Annotated in this window: 16 protein-coding genes and 1 pseudogene; 3 read left to right on the top strand and 14 right to left on the bottom strand. The window is 74.9% G+C overall.

All coding sequences use genetic code 11. The features are described from left to right. The 9 genes and pseudogenes from QC282_RS31000 to QC282_RS30960 all read right to left on the bottom strand — a co-directional run. Nucleotides 1-756: pseudogene (locus tag QC282_RS31000) on the bottom strand (D-beta-D-heptose 1-phosphate adenosyltransferase); the annotation flags it as partial. After that, a complete protein-coding gene (locus tag QC282_RS30995; protein WP_279552920.1) occupies nt 753-1,334 on the bottom strand; it encodes an SIS domain-containing protein in 582 nt (193 codons plus the stop codon). The pseudogene QC282_RS31000 and the gene QC282_RS30995, both read right to left, overlap by 4 nt. Beyond that, nucleotides 1,334-2,551, bottom strand: a complete 1,218-nt coding sequence (locus QC282_RS30990) for a glycosyltransferase (RefSeq protein WP_279552919.1) — start codon at nt 2,549-2,551, stop codon at nt 1,334-1,336. Before QC282_RS30990 ends, QC282_RS30995 begins: the two co-directional genes overlap by 1 nt. Continuing rightward, nucleotides 2,548-3,498, bottom strand: coding sequence for a glycosyltransferase (locus QC282_RS30985; protein WP_279552918.1), 951 nt, complete (start codon nt 3,496-3,498; stop codon nt 2,548-2,550). The genes QC282_RS30990 and QC282_RS30985 overlap by 4 nt, the downstream gene beginning before the upstream one ends. Beyond that, nucleotides 3,495-4,484, bottom strand: a complete 990-nt coding sequence (locus QC282_RS30980; RefSeq protein ID WP_279552917.1) for a glycosyltransferase family 9 protein — start codon at nt 4,482-4,484, stop codon at nt 3,495-3,497. The genes QC282_RS30985 and QC282_RS30980 overlap by 4 nt, the downstream gene beginning before the upstream one ends. Then, nucleotides 4,481-5,131 (bottom strand): HAD family hydrolase, encoded by a 651-nt coding sequence (locus QC282_RS30975; RefSeq protein WP_279552916.1) that lies wholly within the window; start codon nt 5,129-5,131, stop codon nt 4,481-4,483. The genes QC282_RS30980 and QC282_RS30975 overlap by 4 nt, the downstream gene beginning before the upstream one ends. Then, on the bottom strand, nt 5,128-6,132 hold the full coding sequence (locus tag QC282_RS30970) for a glycosyltransferase family 2 protein (protein WP_279552915.1): 1,005 nt from the start codon (nt 6,130-6,132) through the stop codon (nt 5,128-5,130). The genes QC282_RS30975 and QC282_RS30970 overlap by 4 nt, the downstream gene beginning before the upstream one ends. Beyond that, nucleotides 6,129-7,766 carry a carbamoyltransferase C-terminal domain-containing protein gene (locus tag QC282_RS30965; RefSeq protein ID WP_279552914.1) on the bottom strand — a complete coding sequence of 546 codons (1,638 nt, stop codon included), beginning with the start codon at nt 7,764-7,766 and terminating at the stop codon, nt 6,129-6,131. The genes QC282_RS30970 and QC282_RS30965 overlap by 4 nt, the downstream gene beginning before the upstream one ends. A 150-nt stretch (nt 7,767-7,916) precedes the next feature. Further along, the gene (locus QC282_RS30960) at nt 7,917-8,879 is read right to left on the bottom strand and encodes an SDR family oxidoreductase (RefSeq protein ID WP_279552913.1); all 963 of its coding nucleotides are present in this window, start codon (nt 8,877-8,879) and stop codon (nt 7,917-7,919) included. 143 nt (nt 8,880-9,022) lie between these two features. Between QC282_RS30960 and QC282_RS30955 the strand changes: the two genes are divergently transcribed. Further along, nucleotides 9,023-9,463 (top strand): SRPBCC family protein, encoded by a 441-nt coding sequence (locus tag QC282_RS30955; RefSeq protein ID WP_279552912.1) that lies wholly within the window; start codon nt 9,023-9,025, stop codon nt 9,461-9,463. 35 nt (nt 9,464-9,498) lie between these two features. Here the strand turns inward: QC282_RS30955 and QC282_RS30950 are convergent, their stop codons facing one another. The 5 genes from QC282_RS30950 to QC282_RS30930 form a co-directional block, all read right to left on the bottom strand. Beyond that, nucleotides 9,499-10,650 carry an XdhC family protein gene (locus QC282_RS30950; RefSeq protein WP_279552911.1) on the bottom strand — a complete coding sequence of 384 codons (1,152 nt, stop codon included), beginning with the start codon at nt 10,648-10,650 and terminating at the stop codon, nt 9,499-9,501. A gap of 50 nt (nt 10,651-10,700) precedes the next feature. Next, nucleotides 10,701-12,158, bottom strand: coding sequence for an NCS2 family permease (locus tag QC282_RS30945; protein WP_279552910.1), 1,458 nt, complete (start codon nt 12,156-12,158; stop codon nt 10,701-10,703). A 165-nt stretch (nt 12,159-12,323) separates the two neighbouring features. Further along, nucleotides 12,324-14,711 carry a xanthine dehydrogenase family protein molybdopterin-binding subunit gene (locus tag QC282_RS30940; RefSeq protein WP_279552909.1) on the bottom strand — a complete coding sequence of 796 codons (2,388 nt, stop codon included), beginning with the start codon at nt 14,709-14,711 and terminating at the stop codon, nt 12,324-12,326. 2 nt (nt 14,712-14,713) lie between these two features. After that, nucleotides 14,714-15,292 carry a (2Fe-2S)-binding protein gene (locus QC282_RS30935; protein WP_279552908.1) on the bottom strand — a complete coding sequence of 193 codons (579 nt, stop codon included), beginning with the start codon at nt 15,290-15,292 and terminating at the stop codon, nt 14,714-14,716. Next, entirely contained in the window at nt 15,292-16,182 is an 891-nt protein-coding gene (locus QC282_RS30930; RefSeq protein ID WP_279552907.1) for a xanthine dehydrogenase family protein subunit M, read from the bottom strand. The genes QC282_RS30935 and QC282_RS30930 overlap by 1 nt, the downstream gene beginning before the upstream one ends. 356 nt (nt 16,183-16,538) lie before the next feature. Between QC282_RS30930 and QC282_RS30925 the strand changes: the two genes are divergently transcribed. Continuing rightward, nucleotides 16,539-18,209: a PucR family transcriptional regulator gene (locus tag QC282_RS30925; protein WP_279552906.1), complete on the top strand. Its 1,671-nt coding sequence runs from the start codon at nt 16,539-16,541 to the stop codon at nt 18,207-18,209. Between the two features lie 168 nt (nt 18,210-18,377). Beyond that, nucleotides 18,378-19,151, top strand: a complete 774-nt coding sequence (locus tag QC282_RS30920) for a hypothetical protein (protein WP_279552905.1) — start codon at nt 18,378-18,380, stop codon at nt 19,149-19,151. Nucleotides 19,152-19,601: the final 450 nt, after the last annotated feature.

The following is a 19,601-nucleotide window of genomic DNA, read 5'->3' as shown; positions in this document are numbered from 1 at the left end:
CCCGTCGTCCCCGGCGGAGCGCGGGCCACGCCCGTCCCGCGAGACCCGCACGCTCCGCTCCGCATCGCCGTCCCGGTCCGCACCTCCCCCGGCCGCGGCAGACCGACCAGGCTCCCCGGGACCGTCCCCGGCAGGGCGCGAGCCGCGCCGGTCCCGTGGCGGGTCGTCGGCCCGTGCCGCGAACACCGCCGCCTCCCCCTCCGCCGGTGTCACCAGCCGGGTGCCCGGCACCGGGGGGCCGCCCCGGGGGTGCGGGTCCCACAGCAGGGGCGGGTGGTCGGCCAGGGTGTCCCGCAGGGCGTCGGCGGTGCCGCGGCCGTAGTCGGACACCAGGACGGCCGGGGCCGAGCGGATCGCCTCGCGGGCCTCCTCGGTGGCCGCGCGGACCCGGCCGTCGCCGTCGTCGATGCGGACGACGGGGCGGCCGTCCTGCGCCAGGACACGCGTCTTCTCGGGCAGTGGCCCGGTGAGCGGGAGCGGCACCAGACGCACCGACGGCTCCAGCAGGCGCCGCAGTTCACGGCTCGCGGGGTCGTCGGACAGGCCGGTGACCAGCGTGACGTCCCGGCCGTCGCGGGCCGCCAGGTACGCCACCAGGGCGGCGCCGCCCGGCCGGAGGCGTTCCGCGCAGCCGGACACGACGGGCACCGCCGCGTCCGGCGCCAGCCGTTCGGCGCGCCCGGCCAGGTCGCGGTCCAGGAGGGCGTCGCCGACGACGAGCAGCGGCGCCCCCTGCGAGGAACGGCTCCCGGTCACGCCGCCCTCCGCTCCAGCGCCGCGTCGAACGCCCCGCACACCATGTGCACCGCCACCAGGTGCAGTTCCTGGACGGTCGCGGCGGAGCCCGCCTCGACGCACAGGGACTCGTCGCTGCCGGCCATCAGGGGGTTGGGGGCGGGGCCGGTCAGGGCCCACACGCGCAGGCCGGCGGCGCGGGCGGCGTCGGCGGCGGACAACAGGTTGGCGCTGGCGCCGCTGGTGGACAGCAGCAACAGGACGTCGCCGGGCCGGCCGTGGGCCCGCACCTGGCGGGCGAACACCTCGTCCACGCCGTAGTCGTTGGCGATCGCGGTCGTGCTGGAGGTGTCGGTGTGCAGGGCGATCGCGGAGAACGGCGGCCGGTCGTCGCGGTAGCGGCCGACGAGTTCGGCGGTGAGGTGCTGCGCCTGGGCCGCGCTGCCGCCGTTGCCCGCGGCGAGCAGCCGGCCGCCGGCGCCGAGGACCTCGGCGAGCCGGGTGCCCCAGCGCTCGGTGACGTGCGCCGAGGCGCGGAAGGCGCCCAGCGCGTCCTGGAGTTCGTCGCAGTGCCCGGTCACGGGCGGGTGCACGGTCATCACGCGACCTCCTTCGGGAGTTCCCGGCCGGTCAGGGCCCGGCGGTAGACCTCTTCGCAGCCGTCGGCGACGCGCTGCCAGGTGAAGCGTTCGAGGACCTGCTCGCGGCCGGCGGCGCCGAACCGGGCCCGCAGCTCGTCGCGGGTGAGCAGTTCGTGGGCCACCGCCGCGACCGCCTTCGGGTCGCCGGGGGCGACGAGGCGGCCCGTGACGCCGTCGGTGACGGTGTCACGGTGGCCGCCGACGTCGGTGGCGACGACCGGTACGGCGCACGCCATGGCCTCCAGCGGCACGATGCCGAACGGTTCGTAGACCGGCGTGCACAGCACGAGGTCCGCGCTGCGCATCAGGGCGGGCATGGCGGCCGGGTCGACCGCGCCGAGCATCCGGAACCGGTCGGCGACGCCGGTGCGCAGCGCGAGCCGGCGCAGCCGCTGCGCCTCGGGGTCGTCGGCGACCTGGTCGGCCGGCGGGCCGCCCGCGACGAGGAGTTCGGTGTCGGGGAGGTCGGCCAGGGCGCGCACGGCCAGGTCGTAGCCCTTGCGCGGGACGAGCCGGCCGCAGGCGAGCAGCCGGTGCCGGGCGCGGCGGGCGGGCGCGGCGGACGGGTCGGCGCCGGGGTGGAACCGGGTCGCGTCCACGCCGCACGGCACGATGGACACCTGCCGGGGCGGGATGCCCAGCTCGGACAGCTCGTGCACCTCGTCGGTGCAGGTCGCGAGCACGCGGGCGCAGGAGCGGCCGATCTGCCGCTCGATGCCGACGCGTTCGAGGGGGCTGGTGTCCCGCAGGCCCTGGTGGCGGCGCTTGACGGTGCCGAGCGCGTGGAACGTCTGCACGACGGGGATGCCGTACGGGTGGGCGCCGAGCCGGGCGGCCAAGCCGGACATCCAGAAGTGGGCGTGCACGAGGTCCGGCGGCTCCCGTCGCCAGGCGCGCGCCAGGCGGGCGCCGAAGCCCGGCATGTACGGGAACAGGTCGTCCTTGGGGATCGGTTCGGGCGGCCCCGCGGTCACGTGCTCGACGACGGCGCCGCCGGGCAGCGGCACACGGTCGGGCAGTTCGGTGGAGTCGCGCCGGGTGTACACCGTGACGTCGTGGCCGCGCCGCGCCAACTCCTCGGTGAGGCGGGCGACGTACACGTTCTGGCCGCCGGCGTCGACGCCGCCGAGCGCGGCGAGCGGGCTCGCGTGCTCGGACACCATGGCGATCCTCATCGGGTCACCTCCTTCAACAGCCGCTCCCAGTCGTCCAGGAAGCGGGGAACCCCGTAGCGGGCGAGCGCCGCCGCGCGGGCTCCGTCGCCGACCACGCGGGCGTGCAGCGGGTCGGCGACGAAGTCCCGTACGGCGTCGGTCAGTACGTCGACGCGGTTGGAGACGACTCCGGCGCCGGGCGGCACCGCCTCGGTCACCTCGGTGGTGGCGAGCGCGACGACGGGCATGCCCAGGTGCATGGCCTCCAGCAGGGACAGGCCGAGGGACGTCCAGCGCACCGGGTGGACGTAGACGCGGCGCGCGGCCAGTGCCGTGTGCAGGTCGGCCTGGGTGAGGTCGTGGGCGCGGCAGCGGTCGGGCGGCAGGCCGAGGTGCCCGGCGAGTCCGTCGGTGCGCATGCCGAAGACGTCGAGGGGGGCGGCGTCGGCGAACGCGGGCAGCAGGTCGGTGCCGGTGGTCCGGCCGCGCCGCAGGGGCTCGTTGACGACGACGGCCGCCCGGTCCAGTTCGCCGGTCCACCGGTGGCCGGGGTCCACGATGCCGTGTTCGACGACCTCGGTCGGGGTGCTTCCGGCGTCCCACATCAGGCGGTTGAAGTGGGTGACGTGCACGAGGGTGACGCCGGGGATGTCCGCGGCCGGGTGGCGGGTGTCGGGGACGTCGCCGTGCGGGGCGTTGTGCTCCAGGTACACCAGGGGCGGGCGGCGGCCCAGCCACTGGTCGACGAGGGCGAGTTCGTGGGGGCGCTGGAGTACGACGACGTCGATGCCGGCGTCCCGCAGCCGCTCCGGCGGGAGTTCGACCACGGAGTCGGGCCAGTCCCAGGTGCGGGCGCGGCCGAGGCCGTCGGGGCCGCGGTCCGGGGTGACCGGGACGACGTAGGTGTGCGGGCCCTGCACGAAGGACGTGGTCCAGGAGCCGTGCACGTGCCAGAGCAGGATCCTCATGTCTCCCCCATCAGCTTCTCGACGGAGGTGACCACGTCCTGTGCGGTCACCGTCTCCAGACACGGGTGGCCCGGCACGGGGCACTGCCGGGCGCGGCTGCCCGCGCAGGGCGCCCGCTGGTCGCCGAGCAGCACGTACGGGACGCCGTACGGCCGCCAGCGCTCGGCGGGGACGACCGGCGCGAACAGGGACACCACCGGGGTGCCGACGGCGGCGGCCAGGTGGGCGGGGCCGGTGTTGCCGGTGACGACGACCGCGGCGCGTGCGAGGACTCCGGCGAGTTCCGCGGCGCCGGTGCGGCCGCCGAGGTCGAGGCCGTGGGCGCCGGCGACGCGGGCGGTGAGGTCGCGTTCGCCCGCGCCTCCGGTCACCACGACGCGGTGCCCGGCGGCGGCCAGTTCGCGGACCGTCTGGGCGCAGCGGTCGGCGCTCCAGGCCCGTGCGGGCACGGCGGCGCCGGGGTGCACGACGACGTACGGCCCGGGGCCGGTCGTGCGGGCGGTGTCGGGCGGCGGCAGCACCCGCAGCCGGCCGTCGTCGGGGCTCGGGAACCCGGCGGCCTCGGCGAGTCGCAGTCCGGCCTCGGCCTCGTGGGCGTGCGGGGCCCGGTGGTGGCGCACGTCGAGGAGGGAGCCGGGGTAGTCCTCGCTGTCGGCGGCGATGTGCCGGACGCCGGCCAGCCGCAGCAGCAGGGCGGTGGGCAGCGGCGACTGGTGGTACGACGTGAGGACGAGCGCGGTGTCGGCGTCGATCGTGCCGAGCAGTTCCTCGATCTCGCGGCGGTCGACGGGCGGCGGTGTGAACCCGGCCCACGGGGCGTCCCAGACGAGGACCTCGTCGACGCCGGGCAGCAGACGCGCGGCGGGCGCCCCGCGCGGCCCGCACAGCAGGGTGACGGTGTCGGCGCGGGCGGCGACGGCCCGGACGGCGGGCCCGGCGAGCAGCACGTCGCCGAAGCTGTCGAGGCGCGCGACCAGCGCTTTCACGGCCGCCTCCGGTGGGGTTCGGCGACGGCGGAGGGCCCGGGCGGCGGGTCCTCCCCCGCGTTCCCGGCCGGTGCCGGCCCGAACGCCTCCCGCCGCGGGTGGCCGTCGGCCGGACCGTCGTGCGCCGGCGGGTCGTCCAGGAGGACGCGTACCGCTGTCATGAGGTCGGGCGCCACGTGGAGCGCGGCGGCGGTCTCCTCGGGGCGGGTGACGGGGGTCGGGACGAGGACGCCCCGGGCGCCCGCGCGGCGGGCGGCCTCCACGTCGGCGCCGATGTCGCCGATGACCGCGCAGTCGGCGGGGGCCGTGCACACCCGGCCGGCGGCCCACAGGACGAGGCCGGGTTCGGGCTTGCGGCAGTGGCAGCCGTCGTCGGGACCGTGCGGGCAGATCGCCCACACGTCGAAGGGGCCGAGGAGTTCGTCGACGCGGCGGTTGACGCGGCGCACGTCGGCGTCGGTGAGCAGCCCGCGGGCGATGCCGGACTGGTTGGTGACGACTCCGGTGCGGATGCCGCGCTCGCGCAGCAGGGCCAGCGCCTCGCGGGCGCCGTCGACGGGGCGGACGAGGCCGGGGTCGCCGTTGTAGGGGACGTCCTCGATCAGGGTGCCGTCGCGGTCGAACAGCACGGCGCGTACGGGGCTCACGGGGCCACCTCCCGCCAGGGGGCGGCGTCGCGGTGGCGCCATTCCCCCTTCAGCCGGTGCCAGGTCGCGGCGGGCGGGATGAGCGCGCTGGTCGCCAGCATGGTCGTGATCTCGTCCCGGGTGCGCGGGCCGGGCGCGATGCGCGCCCACGCGAACCCGGCGGTGCCGGCCGCCCAGCCGAGCGCGGTGGCCGCGGCGGCGCGTGGCCGGCCGGCGGCGGCGAGGGCGCAGGCGGCGGCCCCGGCGGCGGTGACCGCGGCGTGCCGGCGGATCCGGCCGCGCGGCGCGACCGCCTTGTGCCACCAGTCGGGTCCGTGCAGGCGCCGCATGAGCGCGTCGTCGGCGTTGCCGCGCTGCTGCCGCAGCGACACCCAGCGGGAGGCGGGCCGCACCGGGTGCCGGGTGGTGCGCCGGCCGCGCCGGATGCCGCGGCCGGTGCCGAGGACGCGCAGCGCCAGGTCGGCGTCCTCGCGGAAGGCGCGCGGGAAGCGTTCGTCGAAGCCGCCGACCTCTTTGAGCACGTCGGTGCGGTAGGCCATGTCGGCGGTGATCCAGCGGGCCCGGGCCAGACCCGCGGTGCCGCGTTCCCAGTCGGTGGGGCGCCGCCCGTCGGGCAGCGGCACGGTGATCACGCCCTGGACGCCGGCCGTGTCGGGGGCGGCCTCGGCGAGGTCCCGGGCGAGTTGTTCGCACCAGTGCGGGCCGACCTGGACGTCGTCGTCGAGGAAGGCCGTCCACGGCGTGGTGACCGCGCGGATGCCGGTGTTGCGGGCGGCGGCCGGTCCGTGTCCGCCGCCGCGCAGCACGTCGGTGCGCTCGCGCAGGTCGCCGAGGACGCTCAGCGGGTGCTCCAGCGCGCCCGGGTCGGCCTGCGGCTCGGGCCGGTCGTCCACGAGGACGATGTGCTCGGGGGGCGGCCCGGTCGCGGCGGCGAGCGCGGCCAGGCAGTCGGCCAGCGTGTCGCGGACGAGGGTGGGGATGACGACGGCGTAGCCGGTCATGCGTACGCCCTCCCCCGCCGGACGGCGTACGGCCCGATCGCCAGCAGGTCGACGGGCGCGGAGCCGAAGCACTCCAGGGCGTCGTGCGGGTCGTCCACCATGGGGCGGCCCGCGGTGTTGAGGCTGGTGTTGACGACGACGGGCAGTCCGGTGCGCTGTTCGAAGGCGCGCAGCATCCGCGCGACGAGTGGTTCGCGGCGTTCCTCGACGGTCTGGATGCGGGCGGTGCCGTCGACGTGCACGACGGCCGGGATGCGGTCGCGCCACTCGGCGGCGACGTCGTGCACGAACAGCATGTACGGGCTGGGCAGCGGTCCGCCGGAGAACAGCTCGGCGGCGCGGTCGGCGAGGACCATCGGCGCGACCGGCCGGAACTCCTCGCGGCCCTTGACGTGGTTGAGGCGCTCCAGGTTGGCGGCGCGGCCGGGGTGGGCGAGCAGGGAGCGGTGCCCGAGGGCGCGCGGCCCGTACTCGCTGCGGCCCTGGAACCAGGCGACGACGCCGTCCCGGGCGAGTTCCTCGGCGACGGTCTCGGCGATGGAGGCGGGCTTCTCGTACGGCACGGCGGCCTCGTCGAGGCGGGCGCGCAGTTCGTCGTCGCTCCAGCCGCGGCCCAGGTCGGCGCCCGGCATGGGCTCGGGGACGCCGTCCTGCGCGGCGACGTGCAGGGCGCCGCCGAGCGCGGTGCCGGCGTCACCGGCGGCGGGCTGCACCCACACGTGCCGGTAGGGGCCGCGCTGGGCGATCTTCGAGTTGGCGACGCAGTTGAGGGCGACGCCGCCGGCCAGGGTGAGGGCGTCGCCGCCGGCCTCGCGGTGCAGCCAGTGGGCGAGCTCCAGCAGGACCTCCTCCAGGGCGGCCTGGGTGGAGGCGGCCAGGTCGGCGTGGTCGCGGGTCCAGGGTTCGTCCGGGGCGCGCGGCGGGGCGAGGGCGGCCCAGTCGACGCCGTGGGCGCGGAAGCCGCCGCGGCCGGTGGCGTGGACGTGCTCGCGCAGCCGGTCGAGGAAGCGCGGGGTGCCGTGGGAGGCGAGGGCCATCACCTTGTACTCGTCGCTGCTGCGCAGGAAGCCGAGGTGTGCGGTGAGTTCCTCGTAGACCAGGCCGAGGGAGTCCGGCAGGGCCTGGGTGGCGAGGGTGTCGAGCTTGCCGTCGCGGTAGCGTCCGGCCAGGTGGGAGGTGGCCTCGCCGCGGCCGTCCAGGACCAGGACGGCGCTGTCGGGGTGGGGGGAGGCCGGGCCCGCGGAGGCGGCGTGCGCGACGTGGTGCGGGACGAAGACGACACGGCCGGGGTCGAGCCCGGGCAGCGCCTCGGCGAGGAATGCGGGGGCGCGGCGCGCGTACTCCAGGCGCAGCGGGTCCCAGGGGTCGTTCAGGCCCATGTCCTGCGCGGGCCGGGCGAGCGCCGGGTCGAAGGAGTACGTGACGGCGTCGAGCTCCTCGGGCCGTGTCCCCGCGTGCTCCAGGCACCAGCGGGCGGCCAGCTCGGGCAGTTCCCACGCGGAGAACGGCACCGGCCGCTTGCCGTGCTTGCGGCGGCTGAAGCGCTCCTCCTCCGCGGCGGCGACCGTGGTGCCGTCCACGACGAGGGCGGCGGCCGGGTCGTGGAAGAGGGCGTTGATACCGAGGATGCGCATGGGGGGTGTGCTCCCGTCGGCGGGCTGTCGCGGACTCCGGTTCCAGCGGGTGCCGCACTGCAGCTGTCTCAAACACTTGTAGACAACTGAGGCCGTATTGATCCGTTTCATTACTCTTTGGAGTGGTTCGGCTGGCGCGCGGTGACCGGCTCAGGCCACTGCGGACCGCATGAACCAGCCAACCGTCCGGCCGAGCCCTTCGCTCCAGCCGACGCGAGGGCTCCAGCCCAGCAACTCGCGGGCCAGCCGGGTGTCCGGCCGGCGGCGGGCGGGGTCGTCCACCGGCCGGTCCACGAACCGGATGCGGGAGGCGGAGCCGGTGAGGCCGATGACGCGGCGGGCGAGGTCCAGCACGGTGATCTCCTCGCCGCCGCCGATGTTCACGGGCCCGCTCTCGCCGGACGCGGCGAGCGCCAGGACACCGGCCACGGTGTCGTCCACGTAGCACAGCGACCGGGTCTGGCTGCCGTCGCCGGCGACCGTGAGCGGCACGCCGTCGAGGGCCTGCGCGACGAAGGCGGGCACGGCGCGGCCGTCGCCGGTGCGCATCCGGGGCCCGTAGGTGTTGAAGATGCGGACGACGGCGGTGTCGGTGCCGTGGACCCGGCGGTGGGCGGTGACGAGGGCCTCGGCGAACCGCTTGGACTCGTCGTAGACGCTGCGCGGGCCGACCGGGTTGACGTTGCCCCAGTAGCCCTCGTGCTGCGGGTGCTCCAGAGGGTCGCCGTACACCTCGGAGGTGGAGGCCAGGACGAAGCGGGCGCCGTCGGCGCGGGCGCGCTCCAGGGCGTTGCGGGTGCCGGTGCTGCCGACGTCCAGGGTCTCCAGGGGCAGCCGCAGGTAGTCGGCGGGCGAGGCCGGGCAGGCGAAGTGCAGGACGAGGTCGAACCGGCCGGGCAGACCGCTCAGCGCGGCCGGGTCGGTGGCGTCGGCGCGCACGAAGCGGAAGCCGGGGTGCTGTTCCAGATGGGCCACGTTGGCCCGGGTGCCGGTGCACAGGTTGTCCAGGCACACCACCTCGGTCCCGGCCTCCACCAGCCGCCCGCACAGGTGCGACCCCAGGAATCCGGCCCCGCCGGTCACCAGGGCCCGCCTCCGGCCCCGTCCGCTCACGACGCCCTCCTCGTCTCTCGGCGTACGTGCGCGGCGGGTACCCGCACAGGGCCCGGTATGCCGGGAACGCGGCGTCCGCGCGGGGCACCGCCGACGGCTTCCGAAGGCCCCGGTGGGCGGCCCGCGTTGTCTACGATCGTCGTGTGGTCCTCTTCCTCGTCGAACGCACGGTCTCCCTCCCGCTCGCCGAGGCCTGGCGCCGGCTCACCGAGTGGCCCCGCCACGGGGCCGTGGTCCCGCTGACGCGGGTCACCGTGGTCACGCCCCCGCCCACCGGTGTGGGCACGGTCTTCGTGGCCCACACGGGCGTCGGTCCGCTGTCGTTCGCCGATCCCATGGAGGTGACGCTCTGGCGCCCGCCGGGTGCGGACGGGCCCGGACTGTGCCGGCTGGAGAAGCGGGGCGAGGTCGTCCGGGGCTGGGCGGAGCTGGAGGTCCGTCCTGGGCCGGGCGGCCGTGCCCGGGTGGTCTGGCGCGAGGAGATCGGCATCCGCTTCCTGCCGCGGCTGTTCGACGGCGTCGTGCACGCCGTGTCCCGCCGGGTGTTCGGCCGCGCGGCGGACCGCCTGCTCACCATGGCGTGACTCGGGCCGGGAACGGGCCCGGTCCGGCCGCCCGTTCAGGCGACCGAGTCGATGCGGCCCGTCGGGGGCGCCGGGTTGTCGTGGTGGATCGGGGTGTGGGCGCCCGTGAGGGACACGCCGGTGCCGCCGCGGCGACTGGCGACGATCTCCGCCGCGATCGACAGGGCCGTCTCCTCGGGGGTGCGGGCGCCGAGGTCGAGGCCGATGGGCGACCGGAGGCGGGCCAGCTCAAGGTCGGTGACGCCCACTTCGCGCAGGCGCCGGTTGCGGTCGAGGTGGGTGCGGCGGGAGCCCATCGCGCCGACGTACGCGACCGGCAGCCGCAGCGCGAGCTTCAGCAGCGGCACGTCGAACTTGGCGTCGTGGGTCAGCACGCACAGCACCGTGCGCGCGTCGACCTCCGTGCGCTCCAGGTAGGTGTGCGGCCACTCGACGACGATCTCGTCGGCCTCCGGGAAACGCGCCCGGGTCGCGAACACCGGCCGCGCGTCGCACACCGTGACGTGGTGGCCGAGGAACTTGCCGACGCGGACGAGTGCCGACGCGAAGTCGATCGCGCCGAAGACGATCATCCGGGGCGGCGGAACGGACGACTCCACCAGCACGGTGAGCGGTGCCCCGCAGCGTGAGCCCCGCTCCCCGATCTCCAGGGTGCCGGTGCGGCCCGCGTCCAGGAACGCGCCCGCCTCCGCGGCCACCGTGCGGTCCAGCTCCGGATGGCCGCCGAAGCCGCCCTCGCGGGAGCCGTCGGGGCGCACCACGAGCGCGCGGCCCGTCAGCTGCGCGGGTCCCGACACGATGCGGGCCAGCGCCGCCGTCCCGCCGTCCGCCGCGGTCGCGAGGGCGGCCGCCAGCACCGGGCGGGCGGGGTCGTCCGCACGTACCGGGGTGACCAGGATGTCGATGACGCCGCCGCAGGTCAGACCCACGGCGAAGGCGTCGTCGTCGCTGTAGCCAAAGCGTTCCAGGACGGTTTCGCCGTCCTGGAGCGCCTGTTGGCACAGCTCGTACACCGCGCCCTCCACACATCCGCCGGAGACCGATCCGATCGCCGTGCCGTCGGCGTCCACCGCGAGCGCGGCGCCCGGCCGGCGGGGCGCGCTGCCGCCGACGGCCACCACGGTGGCCACGGCGAAGTCACGGCCCTGCTCGACCCACCGGTTGAGTTCCTCGGCGATGTCCAGCATCTGTCGGTCTCCTTGAAGCAGCGGTCGTGGGAGGGCGTGGCCGGGGCGGCCTAGTGGACGCCCAGCCAGCTCTCGATCGGGTTGAGGGCGAAGTACACCAGGAACACGGCCGTCAGGACCCACATGAAGGCGCCGATCTCGCGCACCTTGCCCTGGGCGGTCTTGATGGCGGTGTAGGAGATGACGCCGGCGGCGACACCGGTGGTGATGGTGTACGTGAACGGCATCAGGACGACCGTGAGGAACACCGGGACGGCGGTGGCGCGGTCGGCCCAGTCCACGTGCCGGGCGTTCATCAGCATCATCGCGCCGATGACCACGAGGGCGGCGGAGGCGACCTCCTGCGGCACGATCGCCGTCAGCGGCGTGAAGAACAGGCAGGCGGCGAAGAACAGGCCGGTGACGACCGAGGCGAGCCCGGTGCGCGCGCCCTCGCCGACGCCGGTCGCCGACTCGATGAAGACGGTCTGGCCCGAGCCGCCGGACACGCCGCCGATGGCGCCGCCCGCGCCGTCGATGAACAGCGCCTTGGACAGGCCCGGCATCCGGCCCTTGTCGTCGGCGAGCTTCGCCTCGGTGCCGACGCCGATGATGGTGGCCATCGCGTCGAAGAACCCGGCGAGCACGAGCGTGAAGACGATCATGCCGACGGTCATCGCGCCGACCTCGCCCCAGCCGCCGAACTCCACGTCCCCGAAGAGGGAGAAGTCGGGCGCGGACACGGCGCTGCCGGGCAGTTCGGGTGCGCCGGCCGCCCACTGCTCGGGGTCGACGACACCGGCGGCGTTCAGCACGGCCGCGACGACCGTGCCGCTGACGATGCCGACGAGGATGGCGCCGGGGAAGTTCCGCGCCTGGAGCATGAAGATCAGCAGCAGGGTGCCGGCGAACAGCAGGACCGGCCAGCCGGCCAGCTCGCCGGCGGGGCCGAGCGTGACCGGGGTGGCCTCGCCCTGGTGGACGAAGCCGGACTTGTAGAAGCCGATGAGGGCGATGAACAGGCCGATGCCCATCGTGATGCCGTGCTTGAGCGCGAGCGGGATCGCGTTCATGATCATCTCGCGCAGGCCGGTGACGACCAGCAGCATGATGACCACGCCGTACATCACGCACATGCCCATCGCCTGCGGCCAGGTCATCTCGGGCGCGACCTGCGAGGCGAGCACTCCGGAGACGGACAGGCCGGCGGCGAGGGCGAGCGGCACCTTGCCGAGGAAACCCATCAGCAGCGTGGTGAGGGCCGCCGCGAACGCGGTGGCGGTGATCAGGGCCTGCTGGCCGAGCGTGTTCCCGGCGGCGTCCTTGCCGGACAGGATCACCGGGTTCAGCAGGAGGATGTACGCCATCGCCATGAAGGTGGTGACGCCGCCGCGCACTTCACGCGCGACCGTGGATCCCCGCAGGGATATGTGGAAGTACCGGTCGAGCCAGGACCTGCCGGCCGGGACGCGGGTGCCTGCGCCCGCGTCTTCGGCCGTGGTCCTGGGCTCCACTGACTGCTGGGTCATGGTGCCGTCTCCCAAGGTTCACAGGGGCACCCGTGCCGGTGACTGCCGGCACGGGGTTTGGGATGTGCACGACCCGGGGGACGGCCCGGTACGTACGTGGAGGGGAGCCGGCGCCGGGTGACCGCAGGGTGGCGGCCGCCGGGCGCCGGGACATGCCGGTCGGCGCTACGCCGTGCCCGTCAGGTGTTCCGGGCGTACCGGGGTCCTGTTGAGCTCCAGTCCCGTCGCCTCGCGGATCGCCGCGAGGACCGCCGGGGTGGACGACAGGGTGGGTGCCTCGCCGATGCCGCGCAGGCCGTACGGCGCGTGGTCGTCGGCGAGTTCGAGCACGTCGACGGGGATGGTCGGCGTGTCGAGGATGGTGGGGATGAGGTAGTCCGTGAAGGAGGGGTTCTTCACCTTCGCCGTCTTCGGGTCGACGACGATCTCCTCCATCACGGCCACGCCGAGGCCCTGCGTCGTGCCGCCCTGGATCTGCCCGACGACGGACAGCGGGTTGAGGGCCTTGCCGACGTCCTGCGCGCAGGCCAGTTCGATGACCTTGACCAGGCCGAGTTCGGTGTCGACCTCGACGACGGCGCGGTGCGCGGCGAAGGAGTACTGGACGTGGCCGTTGCCCTGCCCGGTGCGCAGGTCGAAGGGCTCGGTCGGCCGGTGCCGCCACTCCTCCTCCACCTCGACGGCCTCGCCCTCCAGGACGTCCACCAGGTCGGCGAGGACCTCGCCGCCGTCGGTGACGACCTTGCCGCCCTCCAGGAGCAGTTCGGCGGTCGCCCAGGCGGGGTGGTAGGAGCCGAACTTGCGGCGCCCGATCTCCAGGACCTTCTCGCGGACGAGTTCGCAGGCGTTCTTCACGGCGCCGCCGGTGACGTACGTCTGCCGGGACGCGGACGTCGAACCGGCGCTGCCCACCTGCGTGTCCGCCGGGTGGATCGTCACCTGCGTGACGCCCAGCTCGGTGCGGGCGATCTGCGCGTGGACGGTGACGCCGCCCTGGCCGACCTCCGCCATGGCCGTGTGGACGGTCGCGACGGGCTCGCCGCCGACGACCTCCATGCGGACGCGGGCGGTGGAGTAGTCGTCGAAGCCCTCGGAGAAGCCGACGTTCTTGATGCCGACGGCGTAGCCGACGCCGCGTACGACGCCCTCGCCGTGCGTGGTGTTGGACAGGCCGCCGGGCAACTGGCGCACGTCGGCGCCCTCGCTGGACTCCCACTGGCGCTCCGGCGGCATCGGCATCGCCTTGACGCGGCGCAGGAGTTCGGCGACCGGGGCCGGTGAGTCGACGGGCTGCCCGGTCGGCATGATCGTGCCCTGTTCCATGGCGTTGAGCTGCCGGAACTCCACCGGGTCCATGCCCAGCTTCTTCGCCAGCTTGTCCATCTGCGCCTCGTAGGCGAAGCACGCCTGGACCGCGCCGAAGCCGCGCATGGCGCCGCAGGGCGGGTTGTTGGTGTAGAGCGCGATGGCCTCGATGTCGACGTCGTCCACGACGTACGGGCCGACGGACAGGGAGGCGGCGTTGCCGACGACGGCCGGGGAGGCGGAGGCGTAGGCGCCGCCGTCCAGCACGATCCGGCACTTGAGGTGGGTGAGTTTGCCGTCCTTGGTGGCGCCGTGCTCGTAGTACAGCTTGGCCGGGTGGCGGTGGACGTGCCCGAAGAACGACTCGAAGCGGTTGTAGACGATCTTGACGGGCTTGCCGGTGCGCAGCGCGAGCAGGCAGGCGTGGATCTGCATCGACAGGTCCTCGCGGCCGCCGAACGCGCCGCCGACGCCGGCCAGCGTCATGCGCACCTTGTCCTCGGGCAGGCCGAGCACGGGTGCCATCTGGCGCAGGTCGGAGTGCAGCCACTGGGTGGCGATGTAGAGGTGGACGCCGCCGTCCTCCTCGGGCACGGCGAGGCCGGACTCGGGGCCCAGGAAGGCCTGGTCCTGCATGCCGAAGGTGTACTCGCCCTCGACGATCACGTCGGCCCGCCCGCGGGCCGCGGCGACGTCGCCGCGCACGATGGGCTGGCGGTGGACGATGTTGGGGTGCGGGACGTGCCCGGCGTGGTGGTCGTCGCGGCTCTCGTGGACGAGGATCGCGTCGGGCGCGGTCGCGGAGGCCTCGTCGGTGATGACGGGCAGCTCCCGGTACTCCACCTTGATCTTGGCGGCGGCGCGGCGGGCGGTCTCGGGGTGGTCGGCGGCGACGATGGCGACGGGCTCGCCGTGGTGGCGCACCTTGCCGTGCGCGAGGACCGGGGTGTCCTGGATCTCCAGGCCGTAGTTCTTCACCTCGGTCGGCAGGTCGTCGTACGTCATGACGGCGTACACGCCCGGTGTGGCGAGGGCCTCGGCCGTGTCGATCGAGACGATCTCGGCGTGCGCGACGGTGGAGCGCAGGATCTGGCCCCAGAGCATGTCCTCGTGCCACATGTCGGACGAGTACGCGAACTCGCCGGTGACCTTGAGGGTGCCGTCCGGGCGGAGCGTGGACTCGCCGATGCCGCCCTTGGTCTGCGAGCCCTGGGTGATCTTGGTGGGGGTGCCGTTCGGGGAAGCCACGATCAGACCGCCTCTCCCTGCCGGGCGGCCGCGAGACGGACCGCGTCCATGATCTTCTCGTAGCCGGTGCAGCGGCACAGGTTGCCCGACAGCGCCTCGCGGATGTCCGCGTCGGTCGGGTTCGGGTTGCGCTCCAGCATCTCGTCGGCGGCGACCAGCAGGCCGGGCGTGCAGAAGCCGCACTGGACGGCGCCGGCGTCGATGAACGCCTGCTGCACCGGGGAGAGCTCGGCGCCCTCGCCGGTGTGGGAGTCCTGGCCCTTGGCGGCCCAGCCCCTGGCCTCGTCGGGCGAGGTGCCGCAGGCGCCGGTCCTGCAGCCCTCGGCGCGCTGCCTGGCGAAGTCGGCGAGGCCTTCGACGGTGACGACCTCGCGGCCCTCGACCTGGCCGGCGGCGACGAGGCACGAACACACCGGGACGCCGTCGAGGCGGACGGTGCACGAGCCGCACTCGCCCTGCTCGCAGGCGTTCTTGGAGCCGGGCAGGCCGAGCCGCTCGCGCAGCACGTACAGCAGGGACTCGCCCTCCCACACGTCGTCGGCTTCCTGCGGACGTCCGTTGACAGTGAAGTTGACGCGCATCAGGCGACTCCCTCCGAGCGGGCGGCGGTGCCGCGGTACGACTCCCAGGTCCAGGTCAGGGTGCGGCGGGCCATGACGCCGACCGCGTGGCGGCGGTAGCTCGCGGTGCCCCGGACGTCGTCTATCGGGTTGCAGGCGGCGGCGCACAGGTCCGCGAACCGCTTGGCGACCGACGGGGTGATGATCTTTCCGTTGTCCCAGAAGCCGCCCTCTTCGAGTGCCGCGTTCAGGAAGTCCTCGGCGGCCCTGGCCCGCACGGGCGTGGGCGCGGCGGAGCCGATCCCGGTCCGCACGGTCCGGCTCTCCGGGTGCAGGGCGAGCCCGAACGCGCACACGGCGATGACCATGGCGTTCCTGGTGCCCACCTTCGAGTACTGCTGGGGGCCGTCCGCCTTCTTGATGTGGACGGCGCGGATCAGCTCGTCGGGGGCGAGTGCGTTGCGCTTCACGCCGGTGTAGAAGTCGTCGATGGGGATGCGCCGCGATCCGCGCACCGACTCGGCCTCGACCTCGGCGCCGGCGGCGAGGAGGGCGGGGTGGGCGTCGCCGGCCGGGGAGGCGGTGCCGAGGTTGCCGCCGACGCCGCCGCGGTTGCGGATCTGCGGGGAGGCGACCGTGTGGGAGGCGAGGGCGAGGCCCGGCAGCTCGGCGCGCAGGTGGTCCATGATCTTCGTGTACGGGACGGAGGCGCCGAGCCGCACGCTGTCCTCGCCGGTCTCCCACTCGTACAGATCACCGATGCGGTTCAGGTCCAGGAGGTACTCGGGCCGTCGGTGATCGAAGTTGATCTCGACCATCACGTCGGTGCCACCCGCAATCGGCACAGCGGTGGGGTGCTCGGCCTTCGCGGCGAGCGCCTCCTCCCAGCTGGCGGGGCGAAGGAAGTCCATGACCGGCTCTCTTCTTCGTCTCGTGGGTCGTACGGATCGAGCCATTCCGGGTGCGGCGGGCGAGGCTCGTTCATGTGCTGTTAACGCCAAGTGGGCTCAGTACACAGCGGAGTACTCCACCGGGGTCAGTCACTGAAACCATGAAGGAGTTGGCTGGCCAGGCAGGGCATCTTGTAGATTCGTATGAACGGAGGCCATCGGCAACCTCCACGATCTCCAGTGGAAACGCGAGACACACCCCGCGTGACCTGGAACACGCGTCGGCAGACGGCGAGCACCGCTCAGCCGCCGCCGGGCGGGCCGCACCCCCACCCCACCCCACGCACATTTCGAGACAAAGAACGGCGGCGACGAGAATGCGGCTGCACGCACTGCTGGACACCGACGCGCTGGGCCTCAAGCTGCTCGGCGGCGAGGACGAGCTGGACCGCGCGGTGCGGGGTGTGATGACCACCGACCTCCGGGACCCCAGCCGCTACCTCTCGGGCGGGGAGCTGGTGCTCACGGGCCTGGCCTGGCGCCGGGACGCGGCCGACTCGGAGCCGTTCGTACGGATCCTGGTGCAGGCGGGCGTGGCCGCCCTGGCGGCCGGCGAGGCGGAGCTGGGCGAGGTACCGGACGACCTGGTGGCGGCCTGCGCCCGGCACCGCCTGCCCCTGTTCGCGGTGCACGAGTCGGTGGCGTTCGCGACGATCACCGAGCACGTCGTACGGCAGGTGTCCGGCGAGCGCGCCGGCGACCTCGCGGCGGTGGTGGACCGGCACCGCCGGATGATGACCTCGGGACCGGCGGGCGGCGGCCCGGACGTCGTCCTGGACCTGCTCGGCTCCGACCTGGACCTGCGGGCGTGGGTGCTCTCCCCCGCCGGACGGCTCATCGCGGGCCCGAAGGCGGCGGGCCCGGCGCTGCCCGCGGAGGTGTGCGGCAGGCTGGCGGCCGAGCACCTGGCGGCGACCCGCACCGGCCGGCGCGCCCCGCACCGGGTCCTGCTGGCGGGCACCCCGTACTCGCTGTTCCCGGTCCGCGCCACGGGCCGCGTCCCGCAGGGGGCCCAGGACGTCCGCGAGACGGTCCTGTCGGACTGGCTCCTCGCGGTGGAGGCGGACGCGGGCGACTGGCCGGAGGAGCGCCTCGACCTCGTCCACGGCGTCACCCAGCTGATCTCGGTGGAGCGGGACCGCCGGGACGCGGCCCGCACGGTCCGCCGCCGCCTGGCGCAGGAGGTGCTGGAGCTGGTGCAGACGGGCGCGGCGCCGGCCGAGATCGCGGCGCGCCTCCGGGTCGCGGCGCCCGTGCTGCTGCCCGGGCTGGGCGCGGCCCCGCACTGGCAGGTCGTGGTGGCCCGCGTCGACTGGCAGGGCGGTGAGGCGGCGGGCGCGGCGGCGCAGACGCTGCTGGAGGAAATCCTGGTCGACCCGCTGTCGACGGGCCCGGAGCCCTCGGACCGCATCGCGGTGGCCCACACGGGCGAGGAGGCCGTGGCACTGGTCCCCCTGCCGGCCGTCTCCGCCGAGCACGACGGATCGGAGGCCGGAATCGTGGCCGACACGCTTCTGGCGTCCGTACGCGACCCGCTCTCCGCGGGCCTGGGCGAGGACGGCCGCGTCACGCTGGGCGTCAGCGCGGCCGTGCACTCGGCGGAAGGCCTGCGCGGCGCCCTGGAGGAGGCCCGGCACGCCAGACGGGTCGCCGCGGCCCGCCCGGGCCGGGTCTGCGCCGCCGGCCACCAGGAACTGGCCTCCCACGTCCTCCTGCTCCCGTTCGTCCCGGACGACGTGCGCCGCGCCTTCACCGCGCGCCTGCTGGACCCCCTGCGGGACTACGACCGCCGCCACCGCGCGGAGCTCATCCCGACGCTGGAGGCGTTCCTCGACTGCGACGGCTCCTGGACGCGCTGCGCGACCCGGCTGCACCTGCACGTCAACACGCTGCGCTACCGGGTCGGGCGAATCGAGCAGTTGACGGGTCGTGACCTGGCACGTCTGGAGGACAAGCTGGACTTCTTCCTGGCGTTGCGCATGAGCTGAAACCACCCGGGAGTGGCGGGAGAGCGGCCGGCGCGACCCCGCCGTCCCACAACTTTGTGAATTCCTTCACCCACCCTCTTGGCCGGGCCCGCCGATTCGTGCTGAGATGCCGCCACCACTCAACAGCTCGATGGCGTGCTCGGGGAGGGCAACGTGGCGCATACCGCCATGTCTGGTAACGGAACGACCGCCGGTGACGATCCACTCCAGACCGCGGTATGGCGGCTGCGCTCCCGCGCATGCTGGGCCGACGCGGCAGCCCTGCTGACACCGGTCACCGCGGGAGCCGCGTTGCAGCGGGCCGCGCTGCTGGTGGAGCGGTGCCTGTACACCGAGCAGGGCTGGGAGGAGGCGGAGGACGCGCTGCGCACCGCGGAGGCGCTGGCCCACACCGACGACGAGCGCGGTGCCGCCGCTTGTGAACGGGGGCAGCTAGCGTACGCGTCGACGCTGCACACGGTGCGGGACCGCGCCGACGAGGCCCGGGCGGCTCTGGGCCGGGCGGCGGCCCTGATTCCGCCGGGCTCGCCGGGCCGCGCGCTGCTGGACTTCCGCCGGGGCCTGCTGGCGGAGAACCTGACCCGCTCCCCGCAGGCCGCCCGCGCCGCGTACCGCAGGGCCCACGCGGGCGCGACGGCGCACGCCAACCCGCTCCTGCTCTCCTTCACCTGGCGGCACCTGGCCGGACTCGCCCTGCGGGACGGGGAGTTGGCGGAGGCGCGGCACGGGTTCGCGGAGTCCCTGCGGATCCGGGAGGAACTGGGGTATCTCGTCGGCACGGCACCGGCGCTGGCGTCCCTGGCGGACACCGAGCCGGAACCGGAGGCCACCCGCCTGCGCGAGGAGGCCCGCCGCCTGTTCCGCCTCCTGGGCGGCGTCCCCACCTGGCTCGCCCGCCAACTGTCCCTCCCGACCCCGACCCCGGACGCGGGGGCGGCGTAAGCGCACCAGGATGCCCGGCGCTGCCCGGCGCTCGGCTGTCCGGCGTTGTCCGGTTGCCCGGCGTCGGTGTGACCGCGGGGTGGGACGCGCGGCCCGGCGCTGACGGGTTGCCGCCCGCGCCCACCCGTGCCGCCCCAGCGGCACGACTGCCCGCGGCTTGCGACGTGCCGCCGCCCGGCTGCACCGCCCCTCAGCTGTCCGGCGGTGCCCGGTTGCCCGGCGTTGCGCTGACCGCACGGGGTTCGCGCGGCCCGGCGCCACCGGGTCGCCGCCCGCACCCACCCGTGCCGCCCCAGCGGCACGACTGCCCGCGGGGTGCGGCGTCGGCCGCCGCACCGCCGCCGCAGCCGCCCGCGCGGGATGGACGGGGCAGGATGGGCCACCGGCCCGCAGTCGCGTACGGCGAGAAGGGGACGTGTCGGGGGGTGTCCGCCCGCAGCGGTTGGCGCG

Origin of the sequence: Streptomyces sp. DH24, assembly GCF_029813775.1 — a bacterium.
Classification (GTDB): Bacteria; Actinomycetota; Actinomycetes; order Streptomycetales; family Streptomycetaceae; genus Streptomyces.
The sequence above is the reverse complement of the archived record's forward strand: the minus strand, read 5'-3'. Positions and strand labels throughout refer to the sequence as shown.

What these genes read in the sequence shown, in the direction of transcription:
- QC282_RS30925 (WP_279552906.1), top strand. Translation starts at nt 16,539, where the DNA reads ATGCGGCTGCACGCACTGCTGGACACCGACGCGCTGGGCCTCAAGCTG.
- QC282_RS30985 (WP_279552918.1), bottom strand. Translation starts at nt 3,498, where the DNA reads ATGAGGATCCTGCTCTGGCACGTGCACGGCTCCTGGACCACGTCCTTC.
- QC282_RS30920 (WP_279552905.1), top strand. Translation starts at nt 18,378, where the DNA reads ATGTCTGGTAACGGAACGACCGCCGGTGACGATCCACTCCAGACCGCG.
- QC282_RS30935 (WP_279552908.1), bottom strand. Translation starts at nt 15,292, where the DNA reads ATGCGCGTCAACTTCACTGTCAACGGACGTCCGCAGGAAGCCGACGAC.
- QC282_RS30965 (WP_279552914.1), bottom strand. Translation starts at nt 7,766, where the DNA reads ATGCGCATCCTCGGTATCAACGCCCTCTTCCACGACCCGGCCGCCGCC.
- QC282_RS30945 (WP_279552910.1), bottom strand. Translation starts at nt 12,158, where the DNA reads ATGACCCAGCAGTCAGTGGAGCCCAGGACCACGGCCGAAGACGCGGGC.
- QC282_RS30970 (WP_279552915.1), bottom strand. Translation starts at nt 6,132, where the DNA reads ATGACCGGCTACGCCGTCGTCATCCCCACCCTCGTCCGCGACACGCTG.
- QC282_RS30990 (WP_279552919.1), bottom strand. Translation starts at nt 2,551, where the DNA reads ATGAGGATCGCCATGGTGTCCGAGCACGCGAGCCCGCTCGCCGCGCTC.
- QC282_RS30950 (WP_279552911.1), bottom strand. Translation starts at nt 10,650, where the DNA reads ATGCTGGACATCGCCGAGGAACTCAACCGGTGGGTCGAGCAGGGCCGT.
- QC282_RS30930 (WP_279552907.1), bottom strand. Translation starts at nt 16,182, where the DNA reads ATGGACTTCCTTCGCCCCGCCAGCTGGGAGGAGGCGCTCGCCGCGAAG.
- QC282_RS30995 (WP_279552920.1), bottom strand. Translation starts at nt 1,334, where the DNA reads ATGACCGTGCACCCGCCCGTGACCGGGCACTGCGACGAACTCCAGGAC.